This is a genomic window from Streptomyces sp. CLCI03, from assembly GCF_053615355.1.
On sequence record NZ_CM132132.1, the window covers coordinates 7,486,678 to 7,513,275 of the forward strand.

Genomic DNA, 26,598 nt, shown 5'->3' on the forward strand with positions numbered 1-26,598 from the left:
CTCGCTCACGATCGACCGACCGCCGATCACCGCACCCACCCCCGACGTTGGACCGGGACCGGATTGTGCTGTGACCGGCCCGGGCTGAGCCATAATTCGTCTGGCGACGGGTCAACACGGCACTGTGGTCGGTCACCACGAGTCGTGGTGCCGGTATCCCGAGGAGGCACGGCAGCGATGGAGATCCGTTCTACGACCGACAAGGATCTCGACGTCTTCGTTGACACAGTCCATGCCGCGTTCGGCCGCTTCCCGGAAACCCCGATCGACGGCGGTGGGCTCTGGTGGTCGGCGCTCGAAACGGACCGCTGTCTGCTCGCCCTGACCGCTGACGGACGGCCCGTCGGCACCGCCGCCGCGCACTCTTTCGAACTCACCCTGCCCGGTGAGACCGTCATCCCGGCTTCCGGGGTGACCGCTGTCGGCGTCCTGCCCTCCCACCGGCGCCAAGGCGTGCTCAGCACGATGATGCGGCACCAGCTCTCCGAGTTCCGGGCCCGAGGAGAATTCCTCTCCGTGCTGCTGGCCTCCGAGGCCTCCATCTACGGCAGGTTCGGCTACGGACCGGCGACCTACACAGAGCGGCTGACGGTGCCGCGCCACCGGGCCGCCCTCGCCGTTCCCCGGGCCCGCACCGTCACGGGCGCCCCAGCGCCCGGACCGGACAACACCTCGGTCGAGGTACTGCGGCGTGCCGAGTGCGGCGAGATCCTGGAAGAGGTCTACGACCGCTACCGCCGCGCCCAGCCCGGCGCGCTGTCCCGGCCGCACCGCTGGTGGGCCCTGCGCGCGGGGCAGCCCCCGATATCGCCGGCGCCGCGCCACGTCGCCGTCCACCGGGACGCCGACGGCATCCCCGACGGGTACGCCAGCTACTCGGTCGAGTCCGGCACCCTGACGGTCGACGAGACCATCGCCACCGACCCCGCCGTCTTCACCGCCCTGGCCCGGTTCGCACTCGGACACGACCTGGTCTCTCAGGTCGTGTTCAGGCACGTCCCGCCCGAACACCCGCTGCGCTGGCAGCTTGCGGACTTCCGCGCCGGCGAGGTGAACGGCGTGATGGACTGGCTCTGGGTGCGGCTGCTGGACATCCCGGGTGCGCTGACCGCACGTGGCTGGTTCACGGACGGCGAACTCGTCCTCGACGTCGACGACCCGTTCCTCGGCGAGCACGGCCGTTACCTGCTGACCGTCCAGGACGGCAAGGCCGACTGCATCCCGACAGACCGGGAGCCCGACCTGTCCCTGGACGTGCGTGACCTGGGCTCGATCTACCTCGGCGGCACCACCCCGAGCACGCTCGTGCGTGCCGGACACATCCGGGCCCACCACCCGAGCACGGTCACCCTCGCCGACGCCCTCTTCCGCACCGACCGTCCCCCGCACTGCCTGCACTGGTTCTGACCGCGCGCTCGCCGCCAAGTCCAGGTCAAGGCGATACGGGTGCTGGTTCGAACGGGGCGGCGGATCGTCTTCTGCGGAGCGGGCTGGGCGAACAGCCCTACGCCCGGTCGTAGACCGTGGTGGCGACATCGCGCGCGCCCAAGGTCTTGCTGATGACCGGCTCGACGCGTTCCCATTTCCCTCCGGCGAGACCACACCCGATGCGGGGCATGTGCACGGAGGCGTTGTGGGCCAGGGCGTGCTCGGCTACGGAGTTCAGGCATCGTTCCAGGGCTTCGTAGCGGATGGGCGGACCGCCGCTTCCGGTCCGCATCCCACGCTGCGCGACCATGTTCGCAACCCAGATGTCTGCTCTGACGTGTACGAACTGCACCGCTCCGAGGGCGAAGTCGTTGCCCGCGCGCTCACGGTGCCACCGGCGGTACTCCCGCTCCGGTTCGGGCCAGCGACGTGATATCGCCAGGACGAACCCCTTGCCCCATCCGCCGAGGTCGTTGCAGATGTGCGCAATGACCTTCGGGCCTTTGGCCTGCGGGTTGGTCGCATCCCCCGCGATGATCTTCAAAGATTCCACGGGCCATCCTGGTCTCGCCCGCCTCCGGAAGTCCAGGGATTTGTGATCTGCCCCTGCCCCTGCCCCTGCGCCCTATCGCGGGGAGGCCTTGACCGGTGGCTCCGCGCCTCGTCGGGCGGGTCGTGGTGCAGAGCGAGGCCGATCCGGTCCTGCGCACGTCCCGTGGTTCGCTCTACCGCCTCACCGAGGACACCGCGTCACCGCCTCAGAGCTTCTCAGCGAGCCGGACGGCCCCGAGGAGTACCTCTCCGAAGAGGAGGAAGAGCGGGCTTTCGCCGAGCTGAAGCGGCCGGCCGAGGAGCTGAAGGAGATCGACCAGGCGGCCTTCACAGGATATGAGGGTTTTCCTGGCCGGCGCACCTGGACCGCCGGCTCTACTGATCTCGGTGCCCTCGCTTTCCGCACGCGCGCACGCTCGGGTCTTTGGCACGGCCCCGGCCGGCCGACGGGGTCTCGACCGTGGACGGTGCGGACGGGGGACGAGCGGGGGAGGGCGGCCCAAGCGCTCGACGAGAGCCGGGACGACTCGGCGCGGTAGCGGTCCGTGAGTTGTCGGAGCGGTGGCCGATCAGCTGAGCCAGCCGGGGCGGACCAGGCCGGATTCGTAGGCCAGGACGACCAGCTGGGCGCGGTCGCGGGCGCCCAGTTTCACCATGGTGCGGCTGACGTGCGTCTTCGCCGTGAGGGGGCTGACGACGAGGCGGCGGGCGATCTCCTCGTTGGACAGGCCCATGCCCACCAGCGCCATCACCTCCCTTTCCCGGTCGGTGAGTCGGCCCAGTCCGGCCGCCGTCGCGGGCTGTTTCGAGCGGGCCGCGAACTCCGCGATCAGCCGGCGGGTGACGCCTGGGGACAGCAGGGCGTCGCCCGCGACCACCGCCCGGACCGCCCGTAGCAGTTCATCCGGTTCGGTGTCCTTGACCAGGAAGCCGGAGGCGCCCGACCGGATCGCCTCGAAGACGTACTCGTCGAGCTCGAAGGTGGTGAGCATGACCACCCGCACGGCCGCCAGGGACTCGTCCTCGCCGATCCGGCGGGTCGCGGCGAGTCCGTCCAGCACCGGCATCCGGATGTCCATGAGTACGACGTCGGGACGCAGTTCCCGGACCAGCCGTACGGCCTCGTCGCCGTCGGAGGCCTCGCCGGCCACCTCGATGTCGGGCTGGGCGTCGAGCAGGGCCCGGAAACCGGCCCGGACGAGCAGTTGGTCGTCGGCGAGCAGTACGCGGATCACAGGTCCTCCTCGAACGCGTCGGTCTTGAGCGGAAGTACGGCGACCACCCGGAAGCCGCCGTCCGGTCGCGGGCCGGTCTCGACGGTGCCGCCCAGGGCCGCGGCCCGCTCGCGCATCCCGACCAGGCCGTTGCCGCCATCGTCCGGGGCGCCGCCCGTGGCCGGGCCGTCGTCGTCCACCCGTAGCTCCAGGGCGTGGGGCTGCCAGACGAGGCGGATGCGGGCGGTGCGCGCACCGGAGTGGCGCATCACGTTGGTCAGTGCCTCCTGGAGGATGCGGAAGGCGGCGAGATCCACCCCGGGCGGCAGTGCCCGCGCCTGCCCGTCGGTCGAGACGTCCACGCCCAGCCCGGCCGTCGCGGCCTGTTCCACGAGCTCGGGAAGGCGGTCCAGACCGGGCGCGGGGGAGCGCGGCGCCTCGCCGGGGGAGCGCAGGGTGTCGAGGACCTGCCGGACCTCGCCCAGCGCCTCCTTGCTCGCCGCCTTGATGGTGGCGAGCGCCGTACGGGCCTGTTCGGGGTCGGAGTCGAGGAGGGCCAGCCCGACCCCCGCCTGGACGTTGATCACCGAGATGCTGTGGGCGAGGACGTCGTGCAGTTCCCGGGCTATCCGCAGCCGTTCCTCGTCCACCCGGCGTCTTTCGGACGCCGCCCGCTCGACCCGCTCCCGGGCCCACTGCTCCCGGCGTACGCGGACCAGCTCCGCCACGGCGAGCACCGCCGGCACCCACGCGGTGACCCCCACCTCCTGCGCCCAGGGCCTCGGGCCGTCCCCCGTGGGCGGGAGCCACCGGTAGAGCCAGTGGCCGATGAGCAGGTGCCCGGCCCAGAACAGGCCGACGGCACCCCAGGCGGCCCGGCGGTGTCCGGCGACGACGGCGGCGAAGCAGGCCAGGGCCAGACTGAGGAACACCGGACCGTACGGATAGCCGGCACCCACATAGACCAGGGTGACGACGCTGACCCCGTACGCCACGGCCACCGGGTACCGGTGCCGCACCACGAGCAGGGCGGGCCCGATCAGCAGCAGCAGCCGGGCGAAGCCGTCCAGCGCCACCCGCCCGCTCTGCGCGTGCGCCGCCCAGCCCGCGCCGATCTGCGTGAAGAGGGAGACGAACAGCGCCGAGCGCCAGGCCGGGCCCCGCCCGGTCCGCTCCACCCATCGCCGCCACGGGGGACCCGGGCGTTCGCGCAGCTCGTCCATACAGCCACGCTAGACGGCGTCCCACGTCACCTGCGTCACCCCGGCGTAGCGTTTCAGGCGTACTCCCCACGTAGTACCCGAACCCGACTTTTCCGGCTTGCGGACGATGGCCCGGGCGATGGTCCGGGTGATGGTCCGGCCGATGGCGAGGTCCGGCCGGCACCCGCTGGTGGAGGCGGGTGGATCAGGCTAGGTTGCAGGGAAGCGGAGGCTGTCGTGGGCATGCGCCCCCGACATCCGCTGGTTGCCCCACTGCCGTAAATTGTCCAACGGCTCGCCGGGTAAGGCCGGGCAAAAGGTACGAGTTGGGGCAGGAGTGGGCGGGACATGGCGCGACGCGGACGGATGGAAGCGGACCGAGGTGTCACCTCCTCCGCGGCCGCGGTGCCGGGCTCCGAGATAGCCGCGGCGGCCGACGGCGGGAGCGCGGCCCGGAGCTGGCTCCGACTGGGCAGGGACGGACGACTCACCGCCTACGCGAGCTGCGCCGACGGCCTGGTGCGCTGGACCGAGTCCGCGCCCGGCTCCGACATCTGGCACGGCCCCGACCTGTTCCCCGTCGAGGGATGGGCGGGCCGGTTCACGCTCGCCCAGGATTCCAACGGGTTCGTCTGGTTCGCCGGCACCCGCCACCGGGAGGGTGCGCCGGGCGGCCGCGAGCTGATCATCGCCACCCAGTACCAGACGGGCCGCCCGCTCGGTGACTGGCGCGCGGTGGGCAACCCCTTCCCGGAGCGCAAGCGCGAGCAGGGTCGGGCCCCAGGCCAGGACCACAGCCGGGACCACAGCCAGGGTCACGGCCAGGACCCGGGCCAGGAGCAGGCCGGGGCGGAGTCGGGGGCGCCCCTGCCCCCGCCCGGCGACCCGATCGTGCTCCCCGACGGCACCGGCGCGCTCCACATCCTCTCCACCCGGTTCGGCGTGGGAGCGCGCGGTCGGACCCGGCGCGCCGACGGCGCATGGGCCAATTGGGCCGACTACCAAGGAAAATGGGTCCGCGGAGCCGTCGTCCCCCTGGTGACCGCCCAGGGCCGCGCCGAGTTCCTGGTCACCTTCCGCGGCGGCGCCTCGTATTGGGGCCAGGACATGCCGGGAAGCGACTTCAGGTGGCTCGGGCGCATGAAGGCCGACGCCGTGGAGGGCACGTACAGCGCCTACGAGACGGGCGCCGGCACCGGCACCTACTTCTGGCGCCACCCGGCGGACGGCGGCGTCATCGCCTACCGCCCGCAGGCCCGCCCCGGCGTGGCGCCCGCGCTCATGCCGCTGGGTGGCGCGGGCGGCGTCGGCCCGGTGGACGTCGCCCGTACGCGCATCGGCGGGTACGACTGCACCGTCCTGCTGCAGCGGGGGGCCGAGGGCTACCCGGAGATCGCCGCCTACCCGACGGAGGGCGAGCAGTACGGCACTTGGTGGGCCCCCGTCGGGGACCGGTGCGCGGGGCTGCCGGCCCTCTCGCCCGACGCCCGTGGCGCGGTCACGATCGCGATGATCGACATGGACGGCGGGCTGCTGATCGCCCGACAGGATCAGACGGACCCGGGCCTGGCCTTCGGTCCGTGGTGTCGGGTGGGGTGATCCACCTCACCCGAATACCCGTGCTGCGGCGATTGAAGCATCCCTTCCGCATGCCGCACCCTGGGTGCAGGCGGAGTTGACCTCCCCCGCAGATGTGGGAGGGCGCCGCTCATTCGCATACGCGAAGCCTTGAGCCTGTGAAGCGCCCATGAATACTTGCTCGCCGTGAAGTGATTGGCCTACGCTGCGCACGCGCTGTGAAGGTCGTATAAACGTGCGGTCGAGTGCGGTGGGGCGGGTCGAGTGTTCGGGGAGCGGTGGTGACCAGATTCAGGGGCGGGTCTGGCGGCGTGCCCCGGCGACTTCCGGTGCGCCGTGAGAAGTGTGTCTATCGAGGAGCTTTCTGAGTGGCAGGTATGCCCCGCCTGAGTGTTGTCGTGCCTTTCCAGGATGTGGAGATATACCTCCAGGAATGTCTGGAATCGATAGCAAGGCAGACGTTCTCCGCCCTCGAAGTGATCATGGTCGACGACGGCTCGACCGACTCCTCGACGGCCATAGCGGCCGATTTCGCCCGCCGTGATCCCCGGTTCAGGCTCCTGCGTCAGGAGTCGATGGGGCCGGGACATGCCCGTAATGTCGGTATTCGGGCCGCTCATCCCCAGGCCGAATTCCTCGCGTTCGTCGACGGCGACGACGTCATACCCGAGTACGCGTACGAGTTGCTCGTGCAGACCCTCGAAGGGTCCGGTTCCGATTTCGTGTCGGGCAACGTGCAGATGATGAACTCCACCAAGCGGTGGCAGTCCCCCCTGCACAAGGCGCCCATGCAGAAGAGCAGGCGCGGCACGCACATCACCAAACTGCCGGACCTCATCTACGACCGCACCGTCTGGAACAAGGTGTTCCGACGGTCCTTCTGGGACTACCACTACATCGCGTTCCCCGAGGGCGTCATGTACGAGGACTCCTGGGTCAACATGTTCGCCCACTTCCGCGCCGCCAAGGTCGACATCCTCACGGACATCGTCTACTTCTGGCGCCGACGCGAGGGCGGTGCGGCCCCCTCCATCACCCAGCGGCACACCGAGTTCAGCAACCTCCAGGACCGCGTCTCCGCGGTGCAGTCGGTCAGCCGCTTCCTCGCCGGCCACCGTGCCCGCTCCTACTCGGACCACAAGCGCAAGTACGACCTGGCCTGTTTGAAGTCGGACCTGATGCTGCACCTGAAGGTGCTGCCGGACGCCGACGAGGAGTACCAGGACGCCTTCATGCAGTGGGCGAACGAGTTCCTGGACGAGGCCGACGCGGACATCATCCAGGAACTCCCCGCCGACGCCCGGGTCAAGTGGCTGCTGGTGCGCGAGGGGCGCCTGAAGGAACTGCTCGACGTCGTCGAGTTCGAGCGCAAGGGCGGGCCCCTGCCCGTTCAGCGACGCTTCCACCGCTACCTCAACTATCCCTACCTCGGCGACCGTTCGATCGGCCTCGACAAGAGCGCCTACCGGCTCGACAAGGAACTCTCGCTCCACGGCTCGCTGATGCGGGCGGCCTGGGACGACAACGACCACCTGACCCTGGAGGGTTCGGCGTACGTCCGCTTCATCAACGTGCACAAGCGGCACATGTCGATGAAGGCGATCGCGCTCCGCAACAAGAAGCAGGGCCGCGTGGTCGTCGCCAAGGCGAAGACCACCTACTACCCGCAGGCCACCGAGTACTCGAACCAGAACCGCTATTGCTACGACTGGTCCGGCTTCCAGGTCAGCTTCGACACGTCCCGGCTCAAGCGCAAGGGCGTGTGGGTCGAGGGCACTTGGGACGTCGCGGCCGGCGTGCTCAGCCGCGGCCTGTTCCGCTACAAGGGCATAGCCCGGGGTGGCGCGGGCAGCGCGGCCAACCCGCCCTACCGGTACGTCGACAAGAACATCCGCGTGGTGCCCCTCTTCCTGCAGGGCAAGCTCAAGCTCCGCGTGGAGACCGTCCGTTGCCGCATCACCCGGCACCGGATGGTCGGCGACCACATCGAGCTCGGCGGTGTCTACCTCGGCGCCAAGCTCCCCGAGTGGGGCAAGTTCCGGGTCACCAGCATGAGCGGCGCCGGTCGCCACGACTCGTGGGTCCACTTCACACCGGGCGGCGAGGGCTGGTACCTCTTCGTCACCCGCATACCCGTCAAGGCGCTCGTCCCCGGACACCGCACGAACGCCTCGGACGGGGTCCCCGAGACCTGGAACACCGGCGCCAACGGCTGGAAGACCACCTTCCACGTCGAGGGACGCAAGGCGGCCATCTACCCCGTCATGGCGGAGGACGCCACCGACGGCCACTACCGGATGCCGGCCGGACTGCAGACCGACGCCGGGGACCGCGAGGTCTTCGTGCACCGCAACGGCTCCGGCTACGTCGTCCTGTTCGAACGGGACACCCTCCCGCTGGCCCGGTCCGCCACCTGGCGTGAGGACGGCTCGCTGGAGGTCGTCGTCGGCTACGCCGCGCAGGACATGCTCGACGCGTCCGAGTACGCCATGGCGCACGTCGTCGTCCGCTCCCGCGCCCACGGCGCGGAGCGCGTCGCCCCGATCACCTGGCGGGGCGACGAGTTCCGCTTCGTCGTCACCCCCGCCGCGATGCGCACCCTGGCCGGCGACATTCCGCTCGCCGCCGGCCGCTGGGACTTCTTCCTGCGCCGCCAGGACCCCTCCGCGGTCACCCCGGAGAGCCGCACCGCCGACCTCATGATCAAGATGACGCAGGATCTGATCCCGACCCTGCCGCGGGAGATGGGCAGCAACGAGCGCCGCTACGAGCTCCAGTCCGAGGCCTACGACCGGCTCTCCCTGCTGGTCCACTCGGCGATGCCGGACGAGGCCCGCGGCCCCTACCGGCAGAAGCTGATGCGTACCAAGACGTATCCGGCGGCCCGCCGCAAGCCCGTCACCCAGGCCGTGCTGTTCGACGCCTTCAAGGGCACCCAGTACTCCGACAGCCCGCGCGCGCTGCACGAGGAGATGCTCCGCCGCGGCCTGGACCTCGAACACCTGTGGGTGGTGCGCGACGACCAGGTGGACGTTCCCCCCACCGCGCGGCCCGTGCGCATGTGGTCCCCCGACTGGTACGAGGCCATGGCCCGGGCGAAGTACGTCGTCGCCAACAACCACCTCCCGGACTGGTTCGAGAAGCGCGAGGGCCAGGTCGTCGTGCAGACCTGGCACGGCACCCCGCTCAAGCGCATCGGCCACGACATCGAAGCCGTGCACTTCGCGGACAAGCGGTACCTGGAGCGCGTGGAGAAGGAGGTGCGGAACTGGGACATGCTCGTCTCCCCGAACAGCTTCAGCACCCCGATCCTCAAGCGGGCCTTCCAGTTCCCCGGCGAGATGGTCGAGAGCGGCTACCCGCGCAACGACATCCTGCGCCGCGCGGACTCCGGGCAGCGGGCGGCCGAAGTACGCCGCCGCATCGGCCTGCCGCCCGGTAAGAAGGCCATCATGTACGCGCCGACCTGGCGCGACGACCAGTTCTACGCGCCCGGCAAGTACAAGCTCGACTTCCGCATCGACCTCGACGAGGCCAAGGCGCAGCTCGGCCACGACCACGTCCTGCTCGTACGGCGCCACCCCAACGTGGTCGACCCCGTACCGGGAGCCGGCGACGGCTTCGTCTTCGACGTGTCCGACTACCCGGACATGGCGGACCTCTCGCTCATCGCCGACGTGATGATCACGGACTACTCCTCCCTGATGTTCGACTTCGTCAACACCGGGCGGCCGATCCTCTTCTTCACCTACGACCTGGACCACTACCGGGACACCCTGCGCGGCTTCTACTTCGACTTCGAGCAGTCCGCCCCCGGCCCCCTCGTGTACACCTCCCCCGAGCTGATCGGGGCGATCCGCAACATCGACCGCATCCAACAGGGCTACGCCGCCCGCTACCGCTGGTTCCAGCAGGAGTTCTGCGACCTCGACGACGGCTACGCCTCGGCCCGGCTCACCGATCGCATCCTGATCGCCGGTGGGGACCTCGACCCCGCCCGGGCACAGGCCCCGGCCGTCGGAGCGGCCCGCGGCCGCGCGGCGGGTCCGACGGGCCAGGCGGGCCGGCGCGGCGACGCGGGTCAGGCGGGCCAAGCGGCTCAGGCAGGTCAGTCAGGTCAGGCAGGTCCCTGGAACGGAGGCACCCTCGGTCAGGTGCCGCGCCAGCCGGCGAGAAGAATGGATTCCGAGCATGTCTAAGACAGCCCAGAGCACGCGCCGCGTCTTCACCGGCGTGGACACCTCGGGGGCGGTGCCCATCGAGTACCGGTTCTCCCACGCGCGCAACGGCAATCGTCATCTGGTCGTCGTCTTCGCGAACCGCTACGCGACCAACGAGTACGGCTGGGCCAACGGGAAGCTCGACCTGCTGCGCTCCAACATCCTGTGGGTCCGCGACCTGTTCGACGGCGCGAACACCTACTACCTGTGCAAGGGGATGGACTTCTCCCTGGAGCAGTCCGTCGCCGGGCTCATCTCGCGCGTCATGGGAGCCCTGTCGCTCTCGCCGGACCAGGTGACCATGTTCGGCAGCTCCAAGGGCGGCAGCGCGGCCCTGTTCTTCGGCCTGAAGTACGGCTTCAGGAACATCGTGGCCAGCGTGCCCCAGTTCCAGATCGGTACCCGCGTCAAGGAGGGCAACCCCGAGGCCGTCCGGGTGATGATGGGCGAGGCCACGGAACAGAACGTCCGCGTCCTCGACTCGGTCCTCCCCGACCTGGTGCACAGCGGGGCGAACCGCTCGGCCAACATCTATCTGGTCACCTCGCCCCAGGACGAGCAGTACGCGAGCCAGGTGGAGCCGTTCGTCAGGCTGTTCCAGGGCCACGAGAACTTCAACTTCGTCTACAACGACTCTCCCCTGATCACCGACCACGGGAAAGTCACCCTGCGCAACCTCCCCACCCTGATAGGACTGCTGAACCTCCTCGTCGAGGGCATCACCCCCCGGTTCGGCATGGTCCGCAACGGCTACGAGGAGCCGCAGCGCGACACGTCGGCGATCGACGCCTACCTGACGCAGACCTCACTCGTGCAGCGCGACGAGGCCTTCCCCCGCCCGGTGGTGCTGACGCCGACGACGGAGGAGCGGGTCCCCGCCAACACCGTCCGGTTCACGGGGACCGCCGTGGGCGCCGTACGCGTCAGCTTCTGGCAGGACGGCAAGCACAAGGGCTCCGCGCCCGTCGCCGCGGACGGCACGTGGGTCTGGGAACGCAGCACCCCCTGGCCCAAGGGCCGGCACGTCATCAGGCTGTTCGCCGCCGATGCGAACAACTACCAGACCGAGCGCACCGAAGTGGTCTTCACCGCCGTGGAGAACGCGTCCGCGGCCCTGCCCGAGTACGAGCCCGCGCCCCCGCCGCTGCCGCGGCCGGCGCAGCGCCTCGTGCTGACCGTGACCGCCCCGGCCGCCCACCAGCAGCTGTCGGGCCCCGCCGTCGGCTTCTCGGGCTACGCCACGGGCGCGGTCCGCGTCGACTTCCAGGAGGGCGGCGCGGCGCTGGGGTCGTGCGAGGTGCGCGCCGACGGCAGCTGGGTCTGGGAGCCCGGCTGGGCCTGGAACCAGGGCGACCACTTCGTCGAGGCCATCGCGGTGGACGCCGTCGGCAACGCCTCGCCGTGGACGGCCGTCCCCTTCACCCTGATCATGAACTCCTACCCCGTGCCCGCGCAGGGGGCGTACTTCAACGCACGGTACTGATCTTCGCCGGGTCCTCGGGCGGGCGGGTCACCCGCATCACCAGCGGTCGGTGGTCGGACGCCTTGGTGTCCACCACCTCGCAGGCGGTGCGGGGGAGCTGGGTGAACAGGTAGTCGATCTTCGTTCCGTCCTTGAGGGTGGCGCGCCCCGCCCGCTTGCTGCCCTTCTGGTCGCACTCGCGGTAGGTGGTGTACGCCTCCCTCGGCCAGATCCAGGCGGTCGTGTTCTTGTCGCCCACCGGCGGCGGGGAGTTGAAGTCGCCGCCGAAGACCGTAGCGGCGTCCGTGGAGGCGGCGGCGAACAGTGAGCTCAGCTGGTCGTCGCGGAAGTCCCAGTCCGGGTGCTCGTCGTCGCTCTCCCGCAGCGAGAGGTGCGCGTTGCACACCCGCAGCCGCTGGGCCGGGACCCGCGCGCACAGGATCCCGCGGTGCAGTCCCACCGTCGGCTGCTCGGTCGGTATCGCCTCCACGTCGGTGAGCTGGGAGCCGGCCAGCAGGCCGTAGCCGGCCTGCCCCTTGCCCTGCCCGGTGCAGTCGACGGACGTACGGCGACCGGTCGCGTCCACCTCGGCGTACGGTTCGAAGGCCGACTGCCACTGCGGGCCGAGGGAGCGGGCGAAGGAGGTCAGGTCCTCGGAGCACACCTCCTGCAGGAGCAGGACCTGGACGCCGGAATCATCGATCAGCTCGCGCAGTTGCCCCAGCTTCTCCTTCGGTCCACCCGTCTTCTCACAGCCCCACTGCCGTACGCCGCACATGTTCCAGGTCGCCACGGAGACGTCGTCGGCCGTCCCGGCGCCCGCACCGCCGCCGGCCACCGACCCCGGTGTCTGCGCCGACGTGCACGCCACCGCGGTCAACAGGCCAAGGGTCGTCACCGCGCGGCCGAACCGGCGGCGGAGCGTTCGCCGCCGCGACCACCGTCCGGTCTCCATGTGTCTCTGCATGCGGACATCATTGGGTATGAGCCGGTCAGGCCGTGCATCGGGCCCGGTGTGAGACGTTCCGCATCGCTGTCGGAAACCGCGAGGCGCACCTCGGGGACCGCTTAGGGTGGGACCGTGACGAACGCGAGTGCGAACCCCGGCGGCGACCGAGTGCTGTACGGATGCATGGGCCTGGGCGGGAGCTGGGACCCGGACCCGTACGGTCCGGCCGACATCGACGCGGCCGAGGCGGCCGTCGTCGCCGCCCTCGACAGCGGCATCACCACCTTCGACCACGCCGACATCTACCGGCACGGGAAGGCCGAGGCCGTCTTCGGCGAGGTGCTCGCGCGCACGCCCGGGCTGCGCGAGCGCATCACGCTCCAGACCAAGTGCGGGATCCGACTGGGCGACGAGGACCGCCCCGGGATGTACGACCTGCGCGGGGCGAGCATCGCGCGGCGCGTCGAGGAGAGCCTGACCCGGCTGCGGACCGACGTGATCGACGTCCTCCTGCTGCACCGCCCCGATCCGCTGGCGGACGTGGACGAGACGGCCGCCGCGCTGACCTCCCTGCACCGCCAGGGCCTCGTACGGGGCTTCGGCGTCTCCAACATGGGCGCCGCGCAGATCGCCCACCTCCAGGCCCGGCTCGACGTACCGCTGGTGGCGAACCAGCTGGAGATGAGCCTGCACAGTCGTGCCTGGGTCGAGGCCGGAGTCCTGCTCAACACGCCGGACTCGGCGCGGAACGGGTTCCCGTTCGGCACACTGGAGCACTGCCGCGACCACGGCATCCGCCTCCAGGCCTGGGGCGCGCTGGCGCAGGGCCGCTTCACCGGCCTCCAGGAGACACCCGCCGAGCGCGCCACCGCGGACCTGCTGACCGAGCTGGCCCGGAAGAAGGACACCACGCCCGAGACGGTCCTGCTGTGGTGGCTGATGCGGCACCCCGCCGCCATCGCGCCGGTCATCGGCAGCGCGCGCCCCGAACGGATCCGTGCCTGCGCCGACGCGGCGCTGCGCGAGCCCGAGCTCACGCACGAGGAGTGGTACGAGCTCTGGATCACGGCCCGAGGCGTGCCGCTGCCCTGAGCCGACGCCCGGGGAGCGGGGGTTAGCCCCACCGGTGGCCGACCGGCCCGCCGGATGTGACCCCGCGGTGAGATCAACAAGGCTTGCGCCATGACGACTCACCCGCACAAGGCCCCGCACCGGGCCTCGCACCAGGCTCTGCTCCTCGCCCTCGCCACGGCCACCGCGGCGACCGCCCTGACCGCGACCGCCGCACCGGCCGCTGCCCGGCCCGCACCCGCGACCGCCGCGCCGCGGCTCGACTGGCACCCCTGCACCCATCAGGGCGCGCCCGCCGCCCAGGAGTGCGCCGAGCTGCCCGTCCCGCTCGACTACGACGACCTCGACGGCCGGCAGCTCACCGTCGCCGTCTCCCGGATCCGTAGCGACCGCCCCGAGGCGCGGCGCGGCACGCTCGTCGTGATACCCGGCGGGCCGGGCGGTTCCGGTGTGCAGCGCCTGACGCAGAAGGCCGACGCACTGCGGCGGGAACTCGCCGGAGCCTACGACCTCGTCGCCTTCGATCCGCGCGGAGTGGGCGGCAGTACCACCGCGAGCTGCGGCCTCGCCCCCGAGGACCGGTACCTGACCAGCCTGCGGTCCTGGCCGGGCCCGAACGGCGAGATCACCGAGAACGTCGCCCGCTCCCGGCGCATCGCGGCGGCCTGCGCCCGCAACGGCGGCCCCGAGCTGCGCAGTTTCACCACGGCCAACCAGGTCCGCGACATGGACCGCTTCCGCGAGGCGCTCGGCGAGCGGAAACTCTCCGCCTGGGGTACCTCGTACGGGACGTACGTCGGCGCCGTCTACGCGCAGAAGTACCCCCGACACACCGACCGCTGGGTCCTCGACAGCAGCGGCGACCCCGACCCGACACGGGTCGCGCGCGGCTGGCTCGCGAACATGGCGCAGGGCGCGGCGGACCGCCTCCCCGACTTCGCGGCCTGGGCGGCCCACCCCGACCGGGACCGCGACGGCCTGCGACTGGCCGCGGGGCAGCAGGAGGTGGAGCCGCTCCTCGTGGCGCTCGCGGCCCGACTGGACCGGGAGCCGAGGACGACCACGACCCCCGGGGTACCGCTGACCGGGACCGGCCTGCGCCAGGCCCTCCAGAACGCGCTCTACGCCGACGCCGCCTTCGCCCCCTTCGCCCGGCTCGTGCGGGCGGCGCAGGACCCGGCGGCGACCCCGGTGCTCCCGAGGGAACTCGCCGCGCCCGTCCCGGACGCGGACGCCGCCCTCATGGTCGGCGTCATCTGCAACGACGTCGCGTGGCCGGACGCGCCCGTGGCCGCCTACCGGCGGGCGGTCGAGGCGGACCGGGCCCGGTACCCGCTCACGGCCGGCATGCCGGTGAACGTACTGCCCTGCTCCTTCTGGAAGACCCCGACGCAGAAGCCGACCCGGATCACCGACGACGGCCCGTCCAACATCCTCATGCTCCAGAGCCGCCGGGACCCGGCCACCCCGCTCTCCGGCGGGCTGAAGATGCGCGAGGCGCTGGGTGACCGGGCCCGCCTGGTCACCGTCGAGCAGGGCGGCCACGGCCTGTACCTCGGCAACGGCAACGCGTGCGGTGACCGGGCCGTCACCGAGTTCCTCACGAGCGGCCGCCGCCCGGCCCGGGACACGGACTGCGCGAACTGAACCGGCCCCGGGCGGTGTTGCCGACATCGCGTCGCTCTGCACTCCATAGTCATGTCCCGGATGCGAGATGTCCTTCGATCGGCATGGCGAATTCGCATTCGATCATGAGATTCGAAGGGCTCTCGGTCGGAGGGTGCTCGCCATGGCCAAAGGCCCTGTTTCCTCGCGAGTAACCTCCCGGAAAGGTGCCGGTGCGGTGCCGGTGCCGGTTCCTGTCATCGCCCCGGTCCCGCGCAACCCGTACGACGTCACCCGCCTCACCGGGGTGACGGCCGCCCCGGCCGCCCCGACCCGGGTCAGAAGGTGAACTCCGGTCCGCCGCACGGCTCCTCACGGGGTGGGGCGGTTGCCCAAGGGGACTCCCGTTTCCCCTCCCACCGCACGATCCGTAGGGCCGTGGCCCCCGATATCCATCCGTACTTGTGGGTACTGCGGCCGAATGGCGCCGGATTTGATAGTTCTGGACTGGTCCGGTGTGAGAAAGCTGCGGGAAGGACACGGCATGTTCGATCTACTGCGCCCGGAGACCGTCATGTGCCCCTTCTGCAAGGCCACCGCCGCCGACGGAGTGGTGCGGACCCTGCGGACCGGAGCGGGGTCACTGTCGGTGACCTGGCACACCCTCAACTGCCCGCACTACGCGGCCGACCGGATCCTCGCCGAGAAGGACAGCTGACCGCGGCCGCCGTCCCGTCCCGGACCGCTGCGGGGACGGCGACATGCGCGACAGGACCCGTACGGCGAGGATGAGGAGGGACCGGCGACGAGGAGCGGCGCATGACCAGTCCAGCTGAGCGGCTCCGGCGCGGACGGGCCGTACGCAAGATCACCGGCCGCGCCGCGCACGGACGGTGGACCGCCTCACCGGACCGGCCCGACCCCATCGGCGTACTGCGACGGCAGGGCACCGACCGGGTGCCCGAGCTGCTGCCGATCCGCTACGGCCGCATGGCGGCATCGCCGCTCGCCTTCCTGCGCGGCGCGGCCGCCGTCATGGCCGCCGACCTGGCCGCCGGGCCGCAGACCGGCCTCACCGTCCAGCTCTGCGGGGACGCGCACCTGCTGAACTTCGGCATGTTCGCCTCCCCCGAACGCGCCCTGCTCTTCGACCTCAACGACTTCGACGAGACCTTCCCCGGCCCCTTCGAATGGGACGTCAAACGGCTCGCGGCGAGCGTCGCGGTGGCCGCCCGCGACAACGGGCACGGCGACGACCGCGCCGCGAGAGCGGCCCGTCGCGCCGCCCGGGCCTACCGCCGCACGATCCGGGAGCTCGCCGGACACCGCGAGCTGGACGTCTGGTACCACCGGATCGACACCGCCGACCTGCTGCCGCTCATCCGCACGCCGGAACTGCGCGACCGGGTGGAGGCCAATCTGGCCCGCGCCCGCCGTCGCACCAGCCTGCGCGCGCTCGGCAAGCTCACCGAGGTCCAGGGCGGGCGCCGGCGCATCATCCACGATCCGCCGCTGCTGGAGCCGCTCGCCCGGGCCGACTCACGGGAGGTCGCCGAGGTCTTCGGCAAGTACCGCGACACCCTCCCCGAGGAACGCCGCCTCCTGCTCGACCGGTTCCGCCTCGCCGACGCGGCACGCAAGGTGGTCGGCGTAGGGAGCGTCGGGACCCGCTGCTTCATCGTGCTGCTGCTCGGGCGCGACGCCGACGACCCGCTCTTCCTGCAGATCAAGGAGGCCGTGCCGTCCGTCCTGCAAGGGCACCTCCCGGACGACGGGCACGATCACCAAGGGCACCGGGTGGTCGCCGGTCAGCGGCGCATGCAGGCCGCGAGCGACATCTTCCTCGGCTGGACGACCGGACCCGCCGGTCGCCACTTCTACGGCCGGCAGCTGCGCGACATGAAGGGGTCAGCCGACATCGCCGGCATGTCCCCGGCCATGCTCACCCAGTACGCCGAGCTGTGCGGCCGGGCCCTGGCCCGCGCGCACGCCCGCACCGGTGACCGCATCGCCATCGCGGGCTACCTCGGTGGCGGCGACACCTTCGACCGCGCCGTGGCCGGTTTCGCGCTCCGCTACGCGGACCGCACCCACGCCGACCACGCGCTGCTGACCGCCGCCGTCGCCGACGGCCGGATCACCGCCACCACCGGCGTCTGACCGGCGGCGCGCCAGGCGCCTCAGGCCGGTGCGCCGCTCGGCTCCGCCTCCCGGGCCGCCCGGCGGCGCAGCGCGTCCTCGTCGGTGTCGGCGTCGTAGGAGATCAGCTTCGGGAGCAGGGCGGCCAGTATCGCCACCGCCGCCACACAGGCCAGGCCGCCGCCCCAGAAGGCCGATCGGGTACCGGTCCAGCCGGCCATCGTGCCCGCCCGGACCTGCCCCAGCTGCGGTCCCACGCTGTACGACAGCACCTCGATGCCCGCGAGCCGGCCCCGCAGCTCCTCCGGGATCGTCTGGTTCCAGATCGTCGCCCGGCCCAGCCCGCTCACCATGTCGCCCGCACCCGCCACGGCGAGGCACAGCAGCACGAGCCAGATACCGGAGGACGCGCCGGCCCCCGCGACCGCCAGGCCCCAGACCGCCGCACCGAACACCACCAGCAGCCCGTGCCGGCGCACCCGGGACGTCCAGCCGCTGGTCATGCCCAGCACCAGTGAGCCCACCGCCCCGGCCGCGTACATCAGCCCCAGCGCCCAGACCGCGTCGAGCTCGTCCGCGAGGAAGGGGTAGATGGCGTTCGGGAAGGCGAAGAACATCGCCGCCAGGTCGACGGCGTACGTCCCCAGCAGGACGGGCCGGCTCCACGCGTAGCGCGCGCCCTCGGCGATCCCGCGCAACGACGGGCGTTCGGCCCCCTTCACCGGCGGCGCCGGACTGAGCCGCAGGCACAGCAGTACCGAGGCGAGGAAACCGAGCACGGTCACGGCGTACGCCGCGGCGTGACCGGCGAAGGCGACGACCACACCGGCCAGCGCCGGACCGGCGATCGCCCCGAACTGGTAACGCAGCCCGTTGAGCGCCGCGGCGGCCGTCAGCTGCTCATGCGGCACGATCCGCGCCATCAGCGAGTCCAGTGCCGGCCGCTGGAGCCCGCTCAGGGCCGACACCCCCGCCGCGACCACGTACAGCGGCCACAGCAGCGGATCCGGCAGCAGCGCGTTGACCAGGAGCACCAGGGCGAGCACCCCGAGCCCGGCCTCGGTCAGCAGGATCATCCGCCGCCGGTCGACCGCGTCGGCGAGGGCGCCCCCGTACAGCCCGAAGACCACCAGCGGAACGAGCTCCACCGCACCCATCGCACCGACCGCCATGGGCGAGTCCGTCAGGTGCTTGATCTGCAGCGGCAGCGCGATCATCGCCATGAACGAACCGAAGTACGTCACCGTGCCCTGGTAGAACAGCAGCCTGAAGTCCCGACCGGATCGGAACGGGGCGAAATCGGGCAGGACGGCGGACCATCGGGAAGCGCTCACGAGATGCCATCGTCCGTGGACGCCGCGGCCGCGGCAACGGATTTTCCGTGCACCCGCCCCCTATCGATCACGGACGGGCGAATCCGGCGCCCGGCGCGTGGCATCGCGGGCCCGCCGTGGCACCCATGGGTCATGCCGCCGGTGTCCGCGTTCCTGCGTACGGCAGCGTCGTACGCCTGGCGCCTGCTGGTGGTCGGCGCCGCCGTCTACGCGCTCTTCGCCGTGCTCGGCCGCTTCCACGAGATCGCCGTGGCGCTCTTCCTCGGTCTCGTCGTCGCCGCCCTGCTGTGGTGGCCCACCCGGCGCCTCGCCCGCGTCCTGCCCCGCTCGGTCGCCGTCGCGGTCACCCTCCTCGGCAGCGCGCTGGTCCTGCTGGGCGTGCTGACCCTGGTCGGCACGGCGGTGGCGGGGGAGAGCACCACCTTGGCCCGGGAGTTCCGCGACGGAATCTCCAGCATCGAGGAGTATCTGGAGAAGCCGCCCTTCCGGCTGAACCCGAACGCGCTCTCCGACCTCCAGTCCCGCCTCGGCTCCTACCTGTCGAGCCACCGCTCCACCCTGCTCAGCCAGGCACTCAGCGGAGCCGGGGCCCTGGTGCACGTCCTGACCGTCCTCGCCCTCGGGGCCTTCTGCTCCTTCTTCTTCCTGCACGGCGGCGACCGGCAGTGGTCCTGGTTCTGCGCCCAGCTGCCCCGGTCGGTGCGCGCCCGCGTGGGCATCGCGGGCGCCGCGGCCTGGCGTACCTTCACCGGCTACACCCGGGGGATCGTCCTCGTCGCGGCGACGAACGCCCTGCTGGTGGGGGTGGCCCTGTACTTCCTGGGGGTCCCGCTGGCGGTGCCGCTGGCCGTGCTGGAGTTCTTCGCGGCCTTCATCCCGCTCATCGGATCGCCGGTCGCGCTGGCGGTCGCCGCCGTGGTCGCGCTCGCCGCGAAGGGGCCCTTCGTCGCGGGCCTGGTGGTCGCGCTGATCGTGGTCATCGGTCAGATCGAAGGCCATCTGCTGCATCCGCTGGTGATGAGCCGGGCGGTCCGGCTGCACCCGCTGGTGGTGGCGATCTCGGTGGTCGCGGGAGCCATCGCCGCCGGGGTGGTCGGCGCGGTGGTCGCGGTCCCCTTGGTCTCGGTGACCTGGTCGGTGCACACGGCGCTGCGCGACGCCCGCCTCGGCTCCGTCGGATCCGCCGGCCCGACGACCGACGACGCCTGAGCGGGCGGCCGGCGGACACCGGCGGTCGCTTCCTGCACAATCGCCTGATGAGCGATGAAGACCCCTACCTGTGGCTGGAAGACGTATCCGGCGACGCCGCCCTCGCCTGGGTGCGGGAACGCAATGCCGAGACCGTGGACGCGCTGACCGGTTCCCCCGGCTTCAAGGTCCTCGAGCAGGAGATGCGCGAGGTGCTGGACGACGACGGCCGGATCCCCTACACCGTCCGTAGAGGCGGCCACCTCTACAATTTCTGGCAGGACGCCGACCACGTGCGCGGCCTGTGGCGCCGGACGACGCTGGAGGAGTACCGGACCGACCACCCGGCCTGGGAGGTGCTCCTGGACCTCGACGCGCTCGCCGAGGCCGAGGGCGAGAAGTGGGCCTGGGCGGGCAGCCGGGTCCTGGCCCCCGACCACCGCCACGCCCTCGTCCTGCTGTCCCGGGACGGAGCGGACGCCTGCGTGGTGCGCGAGTTCGACCTGGAGAGCCTGGAGTTCGTCGAGGACGGGTTCGCCGTCGCCGAGGCCAAGACCCGGATCGGGTGGATCGACCACGACCGGGTCTGGATCGGCACGGACTTCGGCGCAGGCTCGATGTCCGCGTCCGGCTACCCGCTCCAGGTCCGCCGCTGGCGGCGCGGTACGCCCCTCACGGACGCCGAGCTGGTCTACGAGGGCCGGCCGACGGACCTGTCCGCCTCCGGGTGGCACGACGACACCCCCGGCTTCGCGCGGGACTTCGTCCACCGGCAGATCGACTTCTGGAACCAGGAGCTCTTCCTGCTGCCGGGCGACGCCGCCGGTCCGCCCCTGAAGATCGAGGTCCCGGACGACGCGGGCGCCTCCGTCCACCGCCGATGGCTGACCGTCACCATCAAGTCGCCGTGGCTCGGCCACCCCGCGGGCAGTCTGCTGGCCTTCGACCTCGACGCCTTCCTGGCGGGGGAGCGGGAGGCCGAGGTGCTGTTCACGCCGGACGAGCGCACCGCGCTCGCCGGGTACAGCTGGACCCGTGACCACCTCATCCTCAGCACCCGCGCGGACGTCTCCTCCCGGATGGAGCTCCTCACCCCGGGCGAGGGCGCCGGCGGATGGCGTCGCGCACCGCTGCCCGGACTGCCGCCGCTGTCCACCGCCTCGGTCACCGACACGGACCCGGACGTCGGCGACGAGTACTTCCACCAGGTCTCCGGCTTCCTCCAGCCCGCCACCCTGTACCGGGGCACGGCCGGTGACGACGGCGGGAGCGAGACCCTCAAGCAGAGCCCGGCCCTCTTCGACACCGCCGGCCTCGCCGTACGCCAGTACTTCGCGACCTCCGCGGACGGTACGAGGGTGCCGTACTTCGTCGTCGGACCCGAGGACCGCCCGGGCCCCGGCCCCACCCTGCTCTACGGGTACGGCGGCTTCGAGATCTCCATGGTTCCGCACTACAGCGCGGTCACCGGACGGGCCTGGCTCGCGCGCGGCGGTACGTACGTCGTCGCGGGCATCCGGGGCGGGCACGAGTACGGGCCCGCCTGGCACAAGGCGGCCCTCGGCGCGAACCGGGTCCGGGCCTACGAGGACTTCGCCGCGGTCGCCCGGGACCTCACCGCCCGGGACATCACCACCCCCGCCCAGCTGGGCATCGAGGGCGGCAGCAACGGTGGTCTGCTGATGGGCGCCATGCTCACCCGCGACCCCGAACTCTTCGGCGCGGTCGTCGCGCACGTACCGCTGCTCGACATGCTCCGCTTCCACAAGCTGCTCGCCGGAGCCAGCTGGATCGCCGAGTACGGGGACCCCGACAACCCGGCCGACCGGGCGCACCTGGAGGGGATCTCCCCCTACCACCGGATCCGGGAGGACGGTCCCGCGTACCCGCCGCTGCTCCTGTTGACCTCGACCCGTGACGACCGGGTGCACCCCGGCCACGCCCGCAAGATGGCCGCCCGGCTGCGCGAGTACGGGCATCCCGTCCTCTTCCACGAGCACCTCGGGGGCGGCCACGCGGGCGCCACCGACCACCGGCAGACGGCCTTCAACGAGGCCCTCGTCCACACCTTCCTGTGGGAGCGGCTGACCCCGCGGAACTGATCGGTACCGGGGCGTACCGGGTGCCCAGGTGAACGGGAGGCATCCGTACGGGGGATTTGCGGGGCCAGGCGCCGCCTTGGGCCGGGTTGTGCTCCACCATCGGCGGATGCGACCCCGGCCAGGGAGGACCCCATGAGTACCCCGTACGCGTCCGCCGCCCCGTACTACGCCCGCTACCGGCCCCCGTACCCGGCGGAGCTCTACGCGCTCCTCGCGGACCGCTTCGCGCTCGACGGCTCCCAGACCGTCCTGGACCTCGGCGCCGGACCGGGCACGGTCGGTCTGCCGCTGGCTCCGCTGGTCGAGCAGGTCTACGCCGTCGACCCGGAGCCGGCCATGCTCGCCGAAGGGTGCGCGCTCGCCGAGGAACAGGGCCACGGGAACATCTCCTGGCTGCGGGGCGACGCCGCCGGCATCGGCCGGCTGTGCCTGCCCCGGATCGACCTGTGCGTCATCGGCGACGCGTTCCACCGGATGGACCGGGCGCGGGTCGCGGCCGACCTGGACGCCGTGCTCGCACCCCGAGGAGGGATCGCGGTCGTCACCTCCCTGGCGGCGGCCTGGCCGGCCGTCGTCGACGAGGTGCGCGCCCGCTTCCTCGGGCCCGGGGCGGGGACGGGGACGGGGGCGGGGGCGGACCACGTGCGGGACGCGGAGGACCAGCTCGCGAAGTCCGAGTTCTCCCGCGTCGGGACGACCAGGTGGGAGCGGTCCGCACGCTGCACCGTGGACCAGGTGATCGGCCTGCAGTTCGCCCGCGCCTCCTCCCACCCGGCCCTGCTGGGCGACCGCAAGGACGCCTTCGCGTCCGAGCTGCGGCGCGCGCTGCTGGACCACGACCCGGGCGGTACCTACACCCGTACCGTCACCGTCGCGGTCACCGTCGCGACCCGGCCGCGGCGGTGACCACGGCCCCACGGCGGTGACCGCCGCCACGCCTCACCCGGCGCGCCGATCCGTTCCGGCGGCGGGTGTCCGGTGCGCGAACCGGTCGGCCGCGCGTCGGCCGCGGCTCTCCAGGGGCAGCACCCCGGTGGCCGCGGCCAGGCCGAACGGGGGCATGTCGAAGTAGATCGACTCGTACGAGCCCTCGGGCACGATGTAGGACTCGTGCCAGAGGCCCACGTGGCGGCGCAGCTTGCCCGCGCGGTCCTTGCGGTTGATGATCGACCAGGCTTTGTGGTGGAGCATGTCCGGGGCCGCGGCGTACGCGTAGAGCTTCTCCTTGGACTCCCAGTACTGGACCACGTAGTACGTGCGGGGCGAGGCGGTGAGCAGGACACGGCCGAGCAGGCCCCGGGTGGGGTGCTGGGCGAGTTCGCGGAGCATGCGTGGCATGGCCAGGACCACCGGAACCCAATGGTGCACGGCCCAGAAGTGGTTGATGCGCATGCCGATGAGCAGGACGACGACGTCCCCCTCGGCGGCTGCGGTGGTACGGCCCGGTAAGGGTTTCGCGAACATGCCGGCCTCCCGATCGCTTTGTTGGATAGCGCTGCTGTCCAACCGTCACGTGATGGGATGGTGGCACTCGCCGAGGGAAGGTTCAAGAGAGTGCGGCTCGCGGAACTGAGTGAGCGGAGCGGCGTGGCCATCGCCACCATCAAGTACTACCTGCGCGAAGGGCTGTTGCCACCGGGCCGCCGCGTCAGCGCGACGACCGCGGACTACGACGAGGGTCATCTGCGCAGACTGCGGCTGGTCCGCGCGATGATCCAGGTCGGCCAGGTGCCGGTGGCGAGTGTCCGACAGGTGCTCGCGCACGTCGACGACGAGTCCCTGGGTCGGACGATGCGCCTGGGCGCGGCCCTGTGGGCCTTGCCCCCCGGGTCCGAACAGGACGACGGCACGGGCGCGGGTACGGGCGAGGGCGCTGACGGCGAGGACGAGGCGACGACCGCCGCGCGCGCCGAGGTCGACCAGCTGCTCCGGACGCTGGGCTGGTCCACGGCAAGGGAGTTGGGGGAACTCTCCCCGGTGCACCGCTCGCTCGTGGCGGCCGTGGCCACGCTGACGCGGCTCGGCTACCCGTGGGACGCGACGCTGATGGCCCCGTACGCGCGGCTGATGCACCAAGTCGCCGTGCGGGACCTGGACTTCGTGGAGACCTTTCCCTCGGAGGCGGAGAAGGCCGAGACCGCCGTGGCGGCGACCATCCTGTTCCAGCCGGTGCTGAAGGCGCTGCACCGACTGGCCCAGGAGGAGGAGTCGGCCCGGAGGTACGGCCTTGAGTGACCGTCAGGGGGTCGGGGTGCCGTCCGGGGACGGTGCGTCGGCGAGTGCGGTGAGGAGTTCCTGCTCGCGCGCCGTGCTCAGACCGGCTCGGCGGGGGCGGTCCAGTCCCTCGGCGCGTTCCCACCGCAGGACGTCCGCCAGCATGTCGGCGCGTGGGCGGTCGCGCAGCCCGGCCGCGTGGGCCGCGGCTCCGCTGCGGGCGCAGAAGCCGGCCCACTTCGGATCCGGCATCCACATGGCCATCGACTCGGGGCCCATGAACGCGCCGACGCCTTGGTCGAGGAGCCACTGAGGGTCCGCCACCGCCACCGGTCCGGTGTACCCGGCCGCGGCCGCCGCCAGGGCGACCCAGTCGTCGAAGGGGACGACGGGGCCGACGGCGTCGAAGGTCCCGGTGGTGCCCTGCTGGGCCAGGTCCAGGAGCCAGGCCGCCAGGTCGCGCACGTCGATCGCCTGCGTCGGCACGCCGGCCGGCCGGGGGAGGAGCACGGGCTGGTCCACCTCGCGCGCGAAGCGCGCCGGCCAGTATCCCGACCGTCCGCTCGCGTCGCCCGGGCCGCCGATCAGACCGGCCCGGGCGATGACGAGCCGGTCTCCCACCGCGGCGCGCGACGCCTCCTCGCAGGCGACCTTGGCCTCCCCGTACTCCTCCCGCCCCACGTACGCGCCTTCGGCCGCCGGCAGCAGCGCCGCCGACTCGTCGGCGCCCACCGTGCCGTGGTCGGCGTAGGCGCTGATGGAGGAGACGTAGGTCCAGTGCCGGGCCCGCCCCGCGAGGGCCGCGAGCGCGCCGCGGACGAAGGCCGGCTGCCAGGACACCTCGATCACGGCGTCCCAGTCGTGGTCGCGTTCGAGGAGTTCGGCGTAGGCGGACTCCTCGTTCCGGTCCGCCGTCACCAGCCGCGCGCCGGGCGCGACGGCTCCGCTCTCACCGCGCGCGAGGCAGGTCACCGTGTGCCCCCGCTCCAGCGCCTGCCGCGTGATCTCACGCCCCAGCCATGCGGTCCCGCCCAGTACAAGAAGGTCCATCAGGCCACCTCAACACATCGCGGCCACCGCCGCGATGCCGGTTCACGCTCGGCGAAGAGGAGCCCCGGTGCGTCCGGGTACGGGCGCGGGTACGGATCCGGCCGGGTGCCGCCCGCCCGTCCACCGCGTCATGCGGGCTTCGCCCACTCCTCCCGCAGCATCCCGAAGAGCACGCTGTCGTAGCGCTCGCCTTCCAGCAGGACGGCCGACCGGCGTCGGCCTTCCTCGCGGAAGCCCAGCTTGCCGAAGGCCCGTACGGCGCGCTCGTTGCCGCTCCAGGTGTCCAGCTCCAGGCGGCTCAGACCGTAGGCGCCGAACAGATGGTCCACGAGCAGCCGTAGCGCCTCGCTGCCGTGGCCGCGACCCCACAACCTCCGCTCTCCGATGGTGACTCCGAGCGTGGCCACTCCCGCGTACGGGTCCAGGTCCCGATAGTCGACCATGCCCACCACGCTGCCGTCCGCCAGGTCCTCGACCGTGAACACGGCCGACTCCCGCGGGCTCAGGCGCAGCATGGTGTCGAAGCCGAGCCCGACCGCCTCCGCCGTGACCGGGCCGAAGCAGGGATCGCCGGCCGCGGCCCAGCGGACCACCTCCGGATCGTTGCGCCACCGAAGGTGATGCTCCGCGTCCTCGGAGCGCAGTGCGCGCAGTCGTACCAGTCGTCCTTCGAACATCACGTAACCCTTGTCGCATCGTTCTGTTGAATTGATCATGCTGTCGGTCCGGGGGGCCGTCGGACGTCCCGCCGCATGCAGACGCGGGGCCAGCGGTCCAGGCCGTGCGCCGCCTCGCGCTCGCGGATCTCCCGGAGGCCCGCGGTGAGCTCCGCGTCGTCCAGCCGCCGGAACCCGCAGCGCGCGTAGTACGGGGCGTTCCACGGGACCTCGGTGAAGGTGGTGAGGGTCAGGGCGGGCACGCCCGCGCGCCCGGCGAACCCCGCCAGGTGCTCCAGCAGCCCCCTACCGAGCCCGCGGCGGGCATGGTCCGGGTGCACGGACACCTGCTCGACGTGCAGGTTCCCCTCGACGTGCTCGGCGATCAGATAGGCGGCCGGGGTGCCGGCCCCGTCGACCGACACCCAGGCCAGTCCGGCCCGTTGGTAGGGCGCGAGCTCGTCCGGCGTCAACGGTTCGTCGTCGGCGATCTCCGGCATGCCGATGCCCCGGAAGCAGCGACCGGCGGCCCTCTCGATGTCCTGGAGCACGGTCAGCTCGTCCGGCCGTGCGAGGCGGACGGTAGTAGCGATGGCCATGGCCGCATTCTCGCGGGCGGCCGGCGCGAGGGCAT

Annotated in this window: 21 protein-coding genes; 12 read left to right on the plus strand and 9 right to left on the minus strand. The window is 71.9% G+C overall.

Annotated elements, in window-relative coordinates:
* The first annotated feature begins 177 nt into the window (after window positions 1–177).
* Complete coding sequence (locus ACWG52_RS34495; RefSeq protein ID WP_390136381.1) at window positions 178–1,407, plus strand: GNAT family N-acetyltransferase; 1,230 nt, start codon at window positions 178–180, stop codon at window positions 1,405–1,407.
* Between the two features lie 97 nt (window positions 1,408–1,504).
* Here the strand turns inward: ACWG52_RS34495 and ACWG52_RS34500 are convergent, their stop codons facing one another.
* The 3 genes from ACWG52_RS34500 to ACWG52_RS34510 all read right to left on the minus strand — a co-directional run bounded on the left by ACWG52_RS34500 (window position 1,505) and on the right by ACWG52_RS34510 (window position 4,417).
* Window positions 1,505–1,981: a macro domain-containing protein gene (locus ACWG52_RS34500; protein ID WP_390136383.1), complete on the minus strand. Its 477-nt coding sequence runs from the start codon at window positions 1,979–1,981 to the stop codon at window positions 1,505–1,507.
* A gap of 568 nt (window positions 1,982–2,549) precedes the next feature.
* Entirely contained in the window at window positions 2,550–3,215 is a 666-nt protein-coding gene (locus ACWG52_RS34505) for a response regulator (protein ID WP_389812987.1), read from the minus strand.
* Window positions 3,212–4,417 carry a sensor histidine kinase gene (locus tag ACWG52_RS34510; protein WP_389812990.1) on the minus strand — a complete coding sequence of 402 codons (1,206 nt, stop codon included), beginning with the start codon at window positions 4,415–4,417 and terminating at the stop codon, window positions 3,212–3,214. Before ACWG52_RS34510 ends, ACWG52_RS34505 begins: the two co-directional genes overlap by 4 nt.
* 327 nt (window positions 4,418–4,744) lie before the next feature.
* Here ACWG52_RS34510 and ACWG52_RS34515 point away from each other — a divergent pair, with 327 nt between their 5' ends.
* The 3 genes from ACWG52_RS34515 to ACWG52_RS34525 all read left to right on the plus strand — a co-directional run bounded on the left by ACWG52_RS34515 (window position 4,745) and on the right by ACWG52_RS34525 (window position 11,677).
* Window positions 4,745–5,995: a hypothetical protein gene (locus ACWG52_RS34515; protein WP_453126882.1), complete on the plus strand. Its 1,251-nt coding sequence runs from the start codon at window positions 4,745–4,747 to the stop codon at window positions 5,993–5,995.
* Between the two features lie 356 nt (window positions 5,996–6,351).
* Complete coding sequence (locus tag ACWG52_RS34520; protein WP_453129094.1) at window positions 6,352–10,173, plus strand: bifunctional glycosyltransferase/CDP-glycerol:glycerophosphate glycerophosphotransferase; 3,822 nt, start codon at window positions 6,352–6,354, stop codon at window positions 10,171–10,173.
* Entirely contained in the window at window positions 10,166–11,677 is a 1,512-nt protein-coding gene (locus tag ACWG52_RS34525; protein WP_389812998.1) for an Ig-like domain-containing protein, read from the plus strand. Before ACWG52_RS34520 ends, ACWG52_RS34525 begins: the two co-directional genes overlap by 8 nt.
* Here the strand turns inward: ACWG52_RS34525 and ACWG52_RS34530 are convergent.
* The gene (locus ACWG52_RS34530; protein ID WP_390136541.1) at window positions 11,661–12,527 is read right to left on the minus strand and encodes an endonuclease/exonuclease/phosphatase family protein; all 867 of its coding nucleotides are present in this window, start codon (window positions 12,525–12,527) and stop codon (window positions 11,661–11,663) included. The genes ACWG52_RS34525 and ACWG52_RS34530 overlap by 17 nt on opposite strands.
* Window positions 12,528–12,737: 210 nt before the next feature.
* On the opposite strand from ACWG52_RS34530, the gene ACWG52_RS34535 reads away from it, so the two are divergent.
* The 4 genes from ACWG52_RS34535 to ACWG52_RS34550 all read left to right on the plus strand — a co-directional run bounded on the left by ACWG52_RS34535 (window position 12,738) and on the right by ACWG52_RS34550 (window position 17,441).
* The gene (locus ACWG52_RS34535) at window positions 12,738–13,697 is read left to right on the plus strand and encodes an aldo/keto reductase (RefSeq protein WP_389813003.1); all 960 of its coding nucleotides are present in this window, start codon (window positions 12,738–12,740) and stop codon (window positions 13,695–13,697) included.
* A 90-nt stretch (window positions 13,698–13,787) separates the two neighbouring features.
* Window positions 13,788–15,323: an alpha/beta hydrolase gene (locus ACWG52_RS34540; RefSeq protein ID WP_453126883.1), complete on the plus strand. Its 1,536-nt coding sequence runs from the start codon at window positions 13,788–13,790 to the stop codon at window positions 15,321–15,323.
* A 502-nt stretch (window positions 15,324–15,825) separates the two neighbouring features.
* Window positions 15,826–15,999, plus strand: a complete 174-nt coding sequence (locus tag ACWG52_RS34545) for a hypothetical protein (RefSeq protein ID WP_453126885.1) — start codon at window positions 15,826–15,828, stop codon at window positions 15,997–15,999.
* Window positions 16,000–16,100: 101 nt separating this feature from the next.
* Complete coding sequence (locus tag ACWG52_RS34550; protein ID WP_453126886.1) at window positions 16,101–17,441, plus strand: DUF2252 domain-containing protein; 1,341 nt, start codon at window positions 16,101–16,103, stop codon at window positions 17,439–17,441.
* A gap of 20 nt (window positions 17,442–17,461) precedes the next feature.
* On the opposite strand, the gene ACWG52_RS34555 is transcribed toward ACWG52_RS34550, so the two are convergent.
* Window positions 17,462–18,754: an MFS transporter gene (locus tag ACWG52_RS34555; protein WP_389813012.1), complete on the minus strand. Its 1,293-nt coding sequence runs from the start codon at window positions 18,752–18,754 to the stop codon at window positions 17,462–17,464.
* A 132-nt stretch (window positions 18,755–18,886) separates the two neighbouring features.
* On the opposite strand from ACWG52_RS34555, the gene ACWG52_RS34560 reads away from it, so the two are divergent.
* The 3 genes from ACWG52_RS34560 (at window position 18,887) to ACWG52_RS34570 (ending at window position 22,950) form a co-directional block, all read left to right on the plus strand.
* Complete coding sequence (locus ACWG52_RS34560; protein WP_389813015.1) at window positions 18,887–19,963, plus strand: AI-2E family transporter; 1,077 nt, start codon at window positions 18,887–18,889, stop codon at window positions 19,961–19,963.
* Window positions 19,964–20,010: 47 nt separating this feature from the next.
* A complete protein-coding gene (locus ACWG52_RS34565) occupies window positions 20,011–22,044 on the plus strand; it encodes a prolyl oligopeptidase family serine peptidase (RefSeq protein ID WP_390136396.1) in 2,034 nt (677 codons plus the stop codon).
* 132 nt (window positions 22,045–22,176) lie between these two features.
* A complete protein-coding gene (locus tag ACWG52_RS34570) occupies window positions 22,177–22,950 on the plus strand; it encodes a class I SAM-dependent methyltransferase (protein ID WP_389813021.1) in 774 nt (257 codons plus the stop codon).
* Between the two features lie 33 nt (window positions 22,951–22,983).
* Here ACWG52_RS34570 and ACWG52_RS34575 read toward each other — a convergent pair whose 3' ends face one another.
* Entirely contained in the window at window positions 22,984–23,508 is a 525-nt protein-coding gene (locus ACWG52_RS34575; protein WP_389813024.1) for a DUF4188 domain-containing protein, read from the minus strand.
* Between the two features lie 90 nt (window positions 23,509–23,598).
* On the opposite strand from ACWG52_RS34575, the gene ACWG52_RS34580 reads away from it, so the two are divergent.
* A complete protein-coding gene (locus tag ACWG52_RS34580; protein ID WP_453129095.1) occupies window positions 23,599–24,279 on the plus strand; it encodes a MerR family transcriptional regulator in 681 nt (226 codons plus the stop codon).
* A gap of 3 nt (window positions 24,280–24,282) precedes the next feature.
* Here the strand turns inward: ACWG52_RS34580 and ACWG52_RS34585 are convergent, their stop codons facing one another.
* From ACWG52_RS34585 to ACWG52_RS34595, 3 genes are all read right to left on the minus strand, one after another.
* The gene (locus ACWG52_RS34585) at window positions 24,283–25,308 is read right to left on the minus strand and encodes an NAD-dependent epimerase/dehydratase family protein (protein ID WP_389813027.1); all 1,026 of its coding nucleotides are present in this window, start codon (window positions 25,306–25,308) and stop codon (window positions 24,283–24,285) included.
* A 128-nt stretch (window positions 25,309–25,436) separates the two neighbouring features.
* On the minus strand, window positions 25,437–25,985 hold the full coding sequence (locus ACWG52_RS34590; RefSeq protein ID WP_389813030.1) for a GNAT family N-acetyltransferase: 549 nt from the start codon (window positions 25,983–25,985) through the stop codon (window positions 25,437–25,439).
* Window positions 25,986–26,020: 35 nt separating this feature from the next.
* On the minus strand, window positions 26,021–26,563 hold the full coding sequence (locus ACWG52_RS34595) for a GNAT family N-acetyltransferase (RefSeq protein ID WP_390136398.1): 543 nt from the start codon (window positions 26,561–26,563) through the stop codon (window positions 26,021–26,023).
* Window positions 26,564–26,598 lie beyond the last annotated feature (35 nt).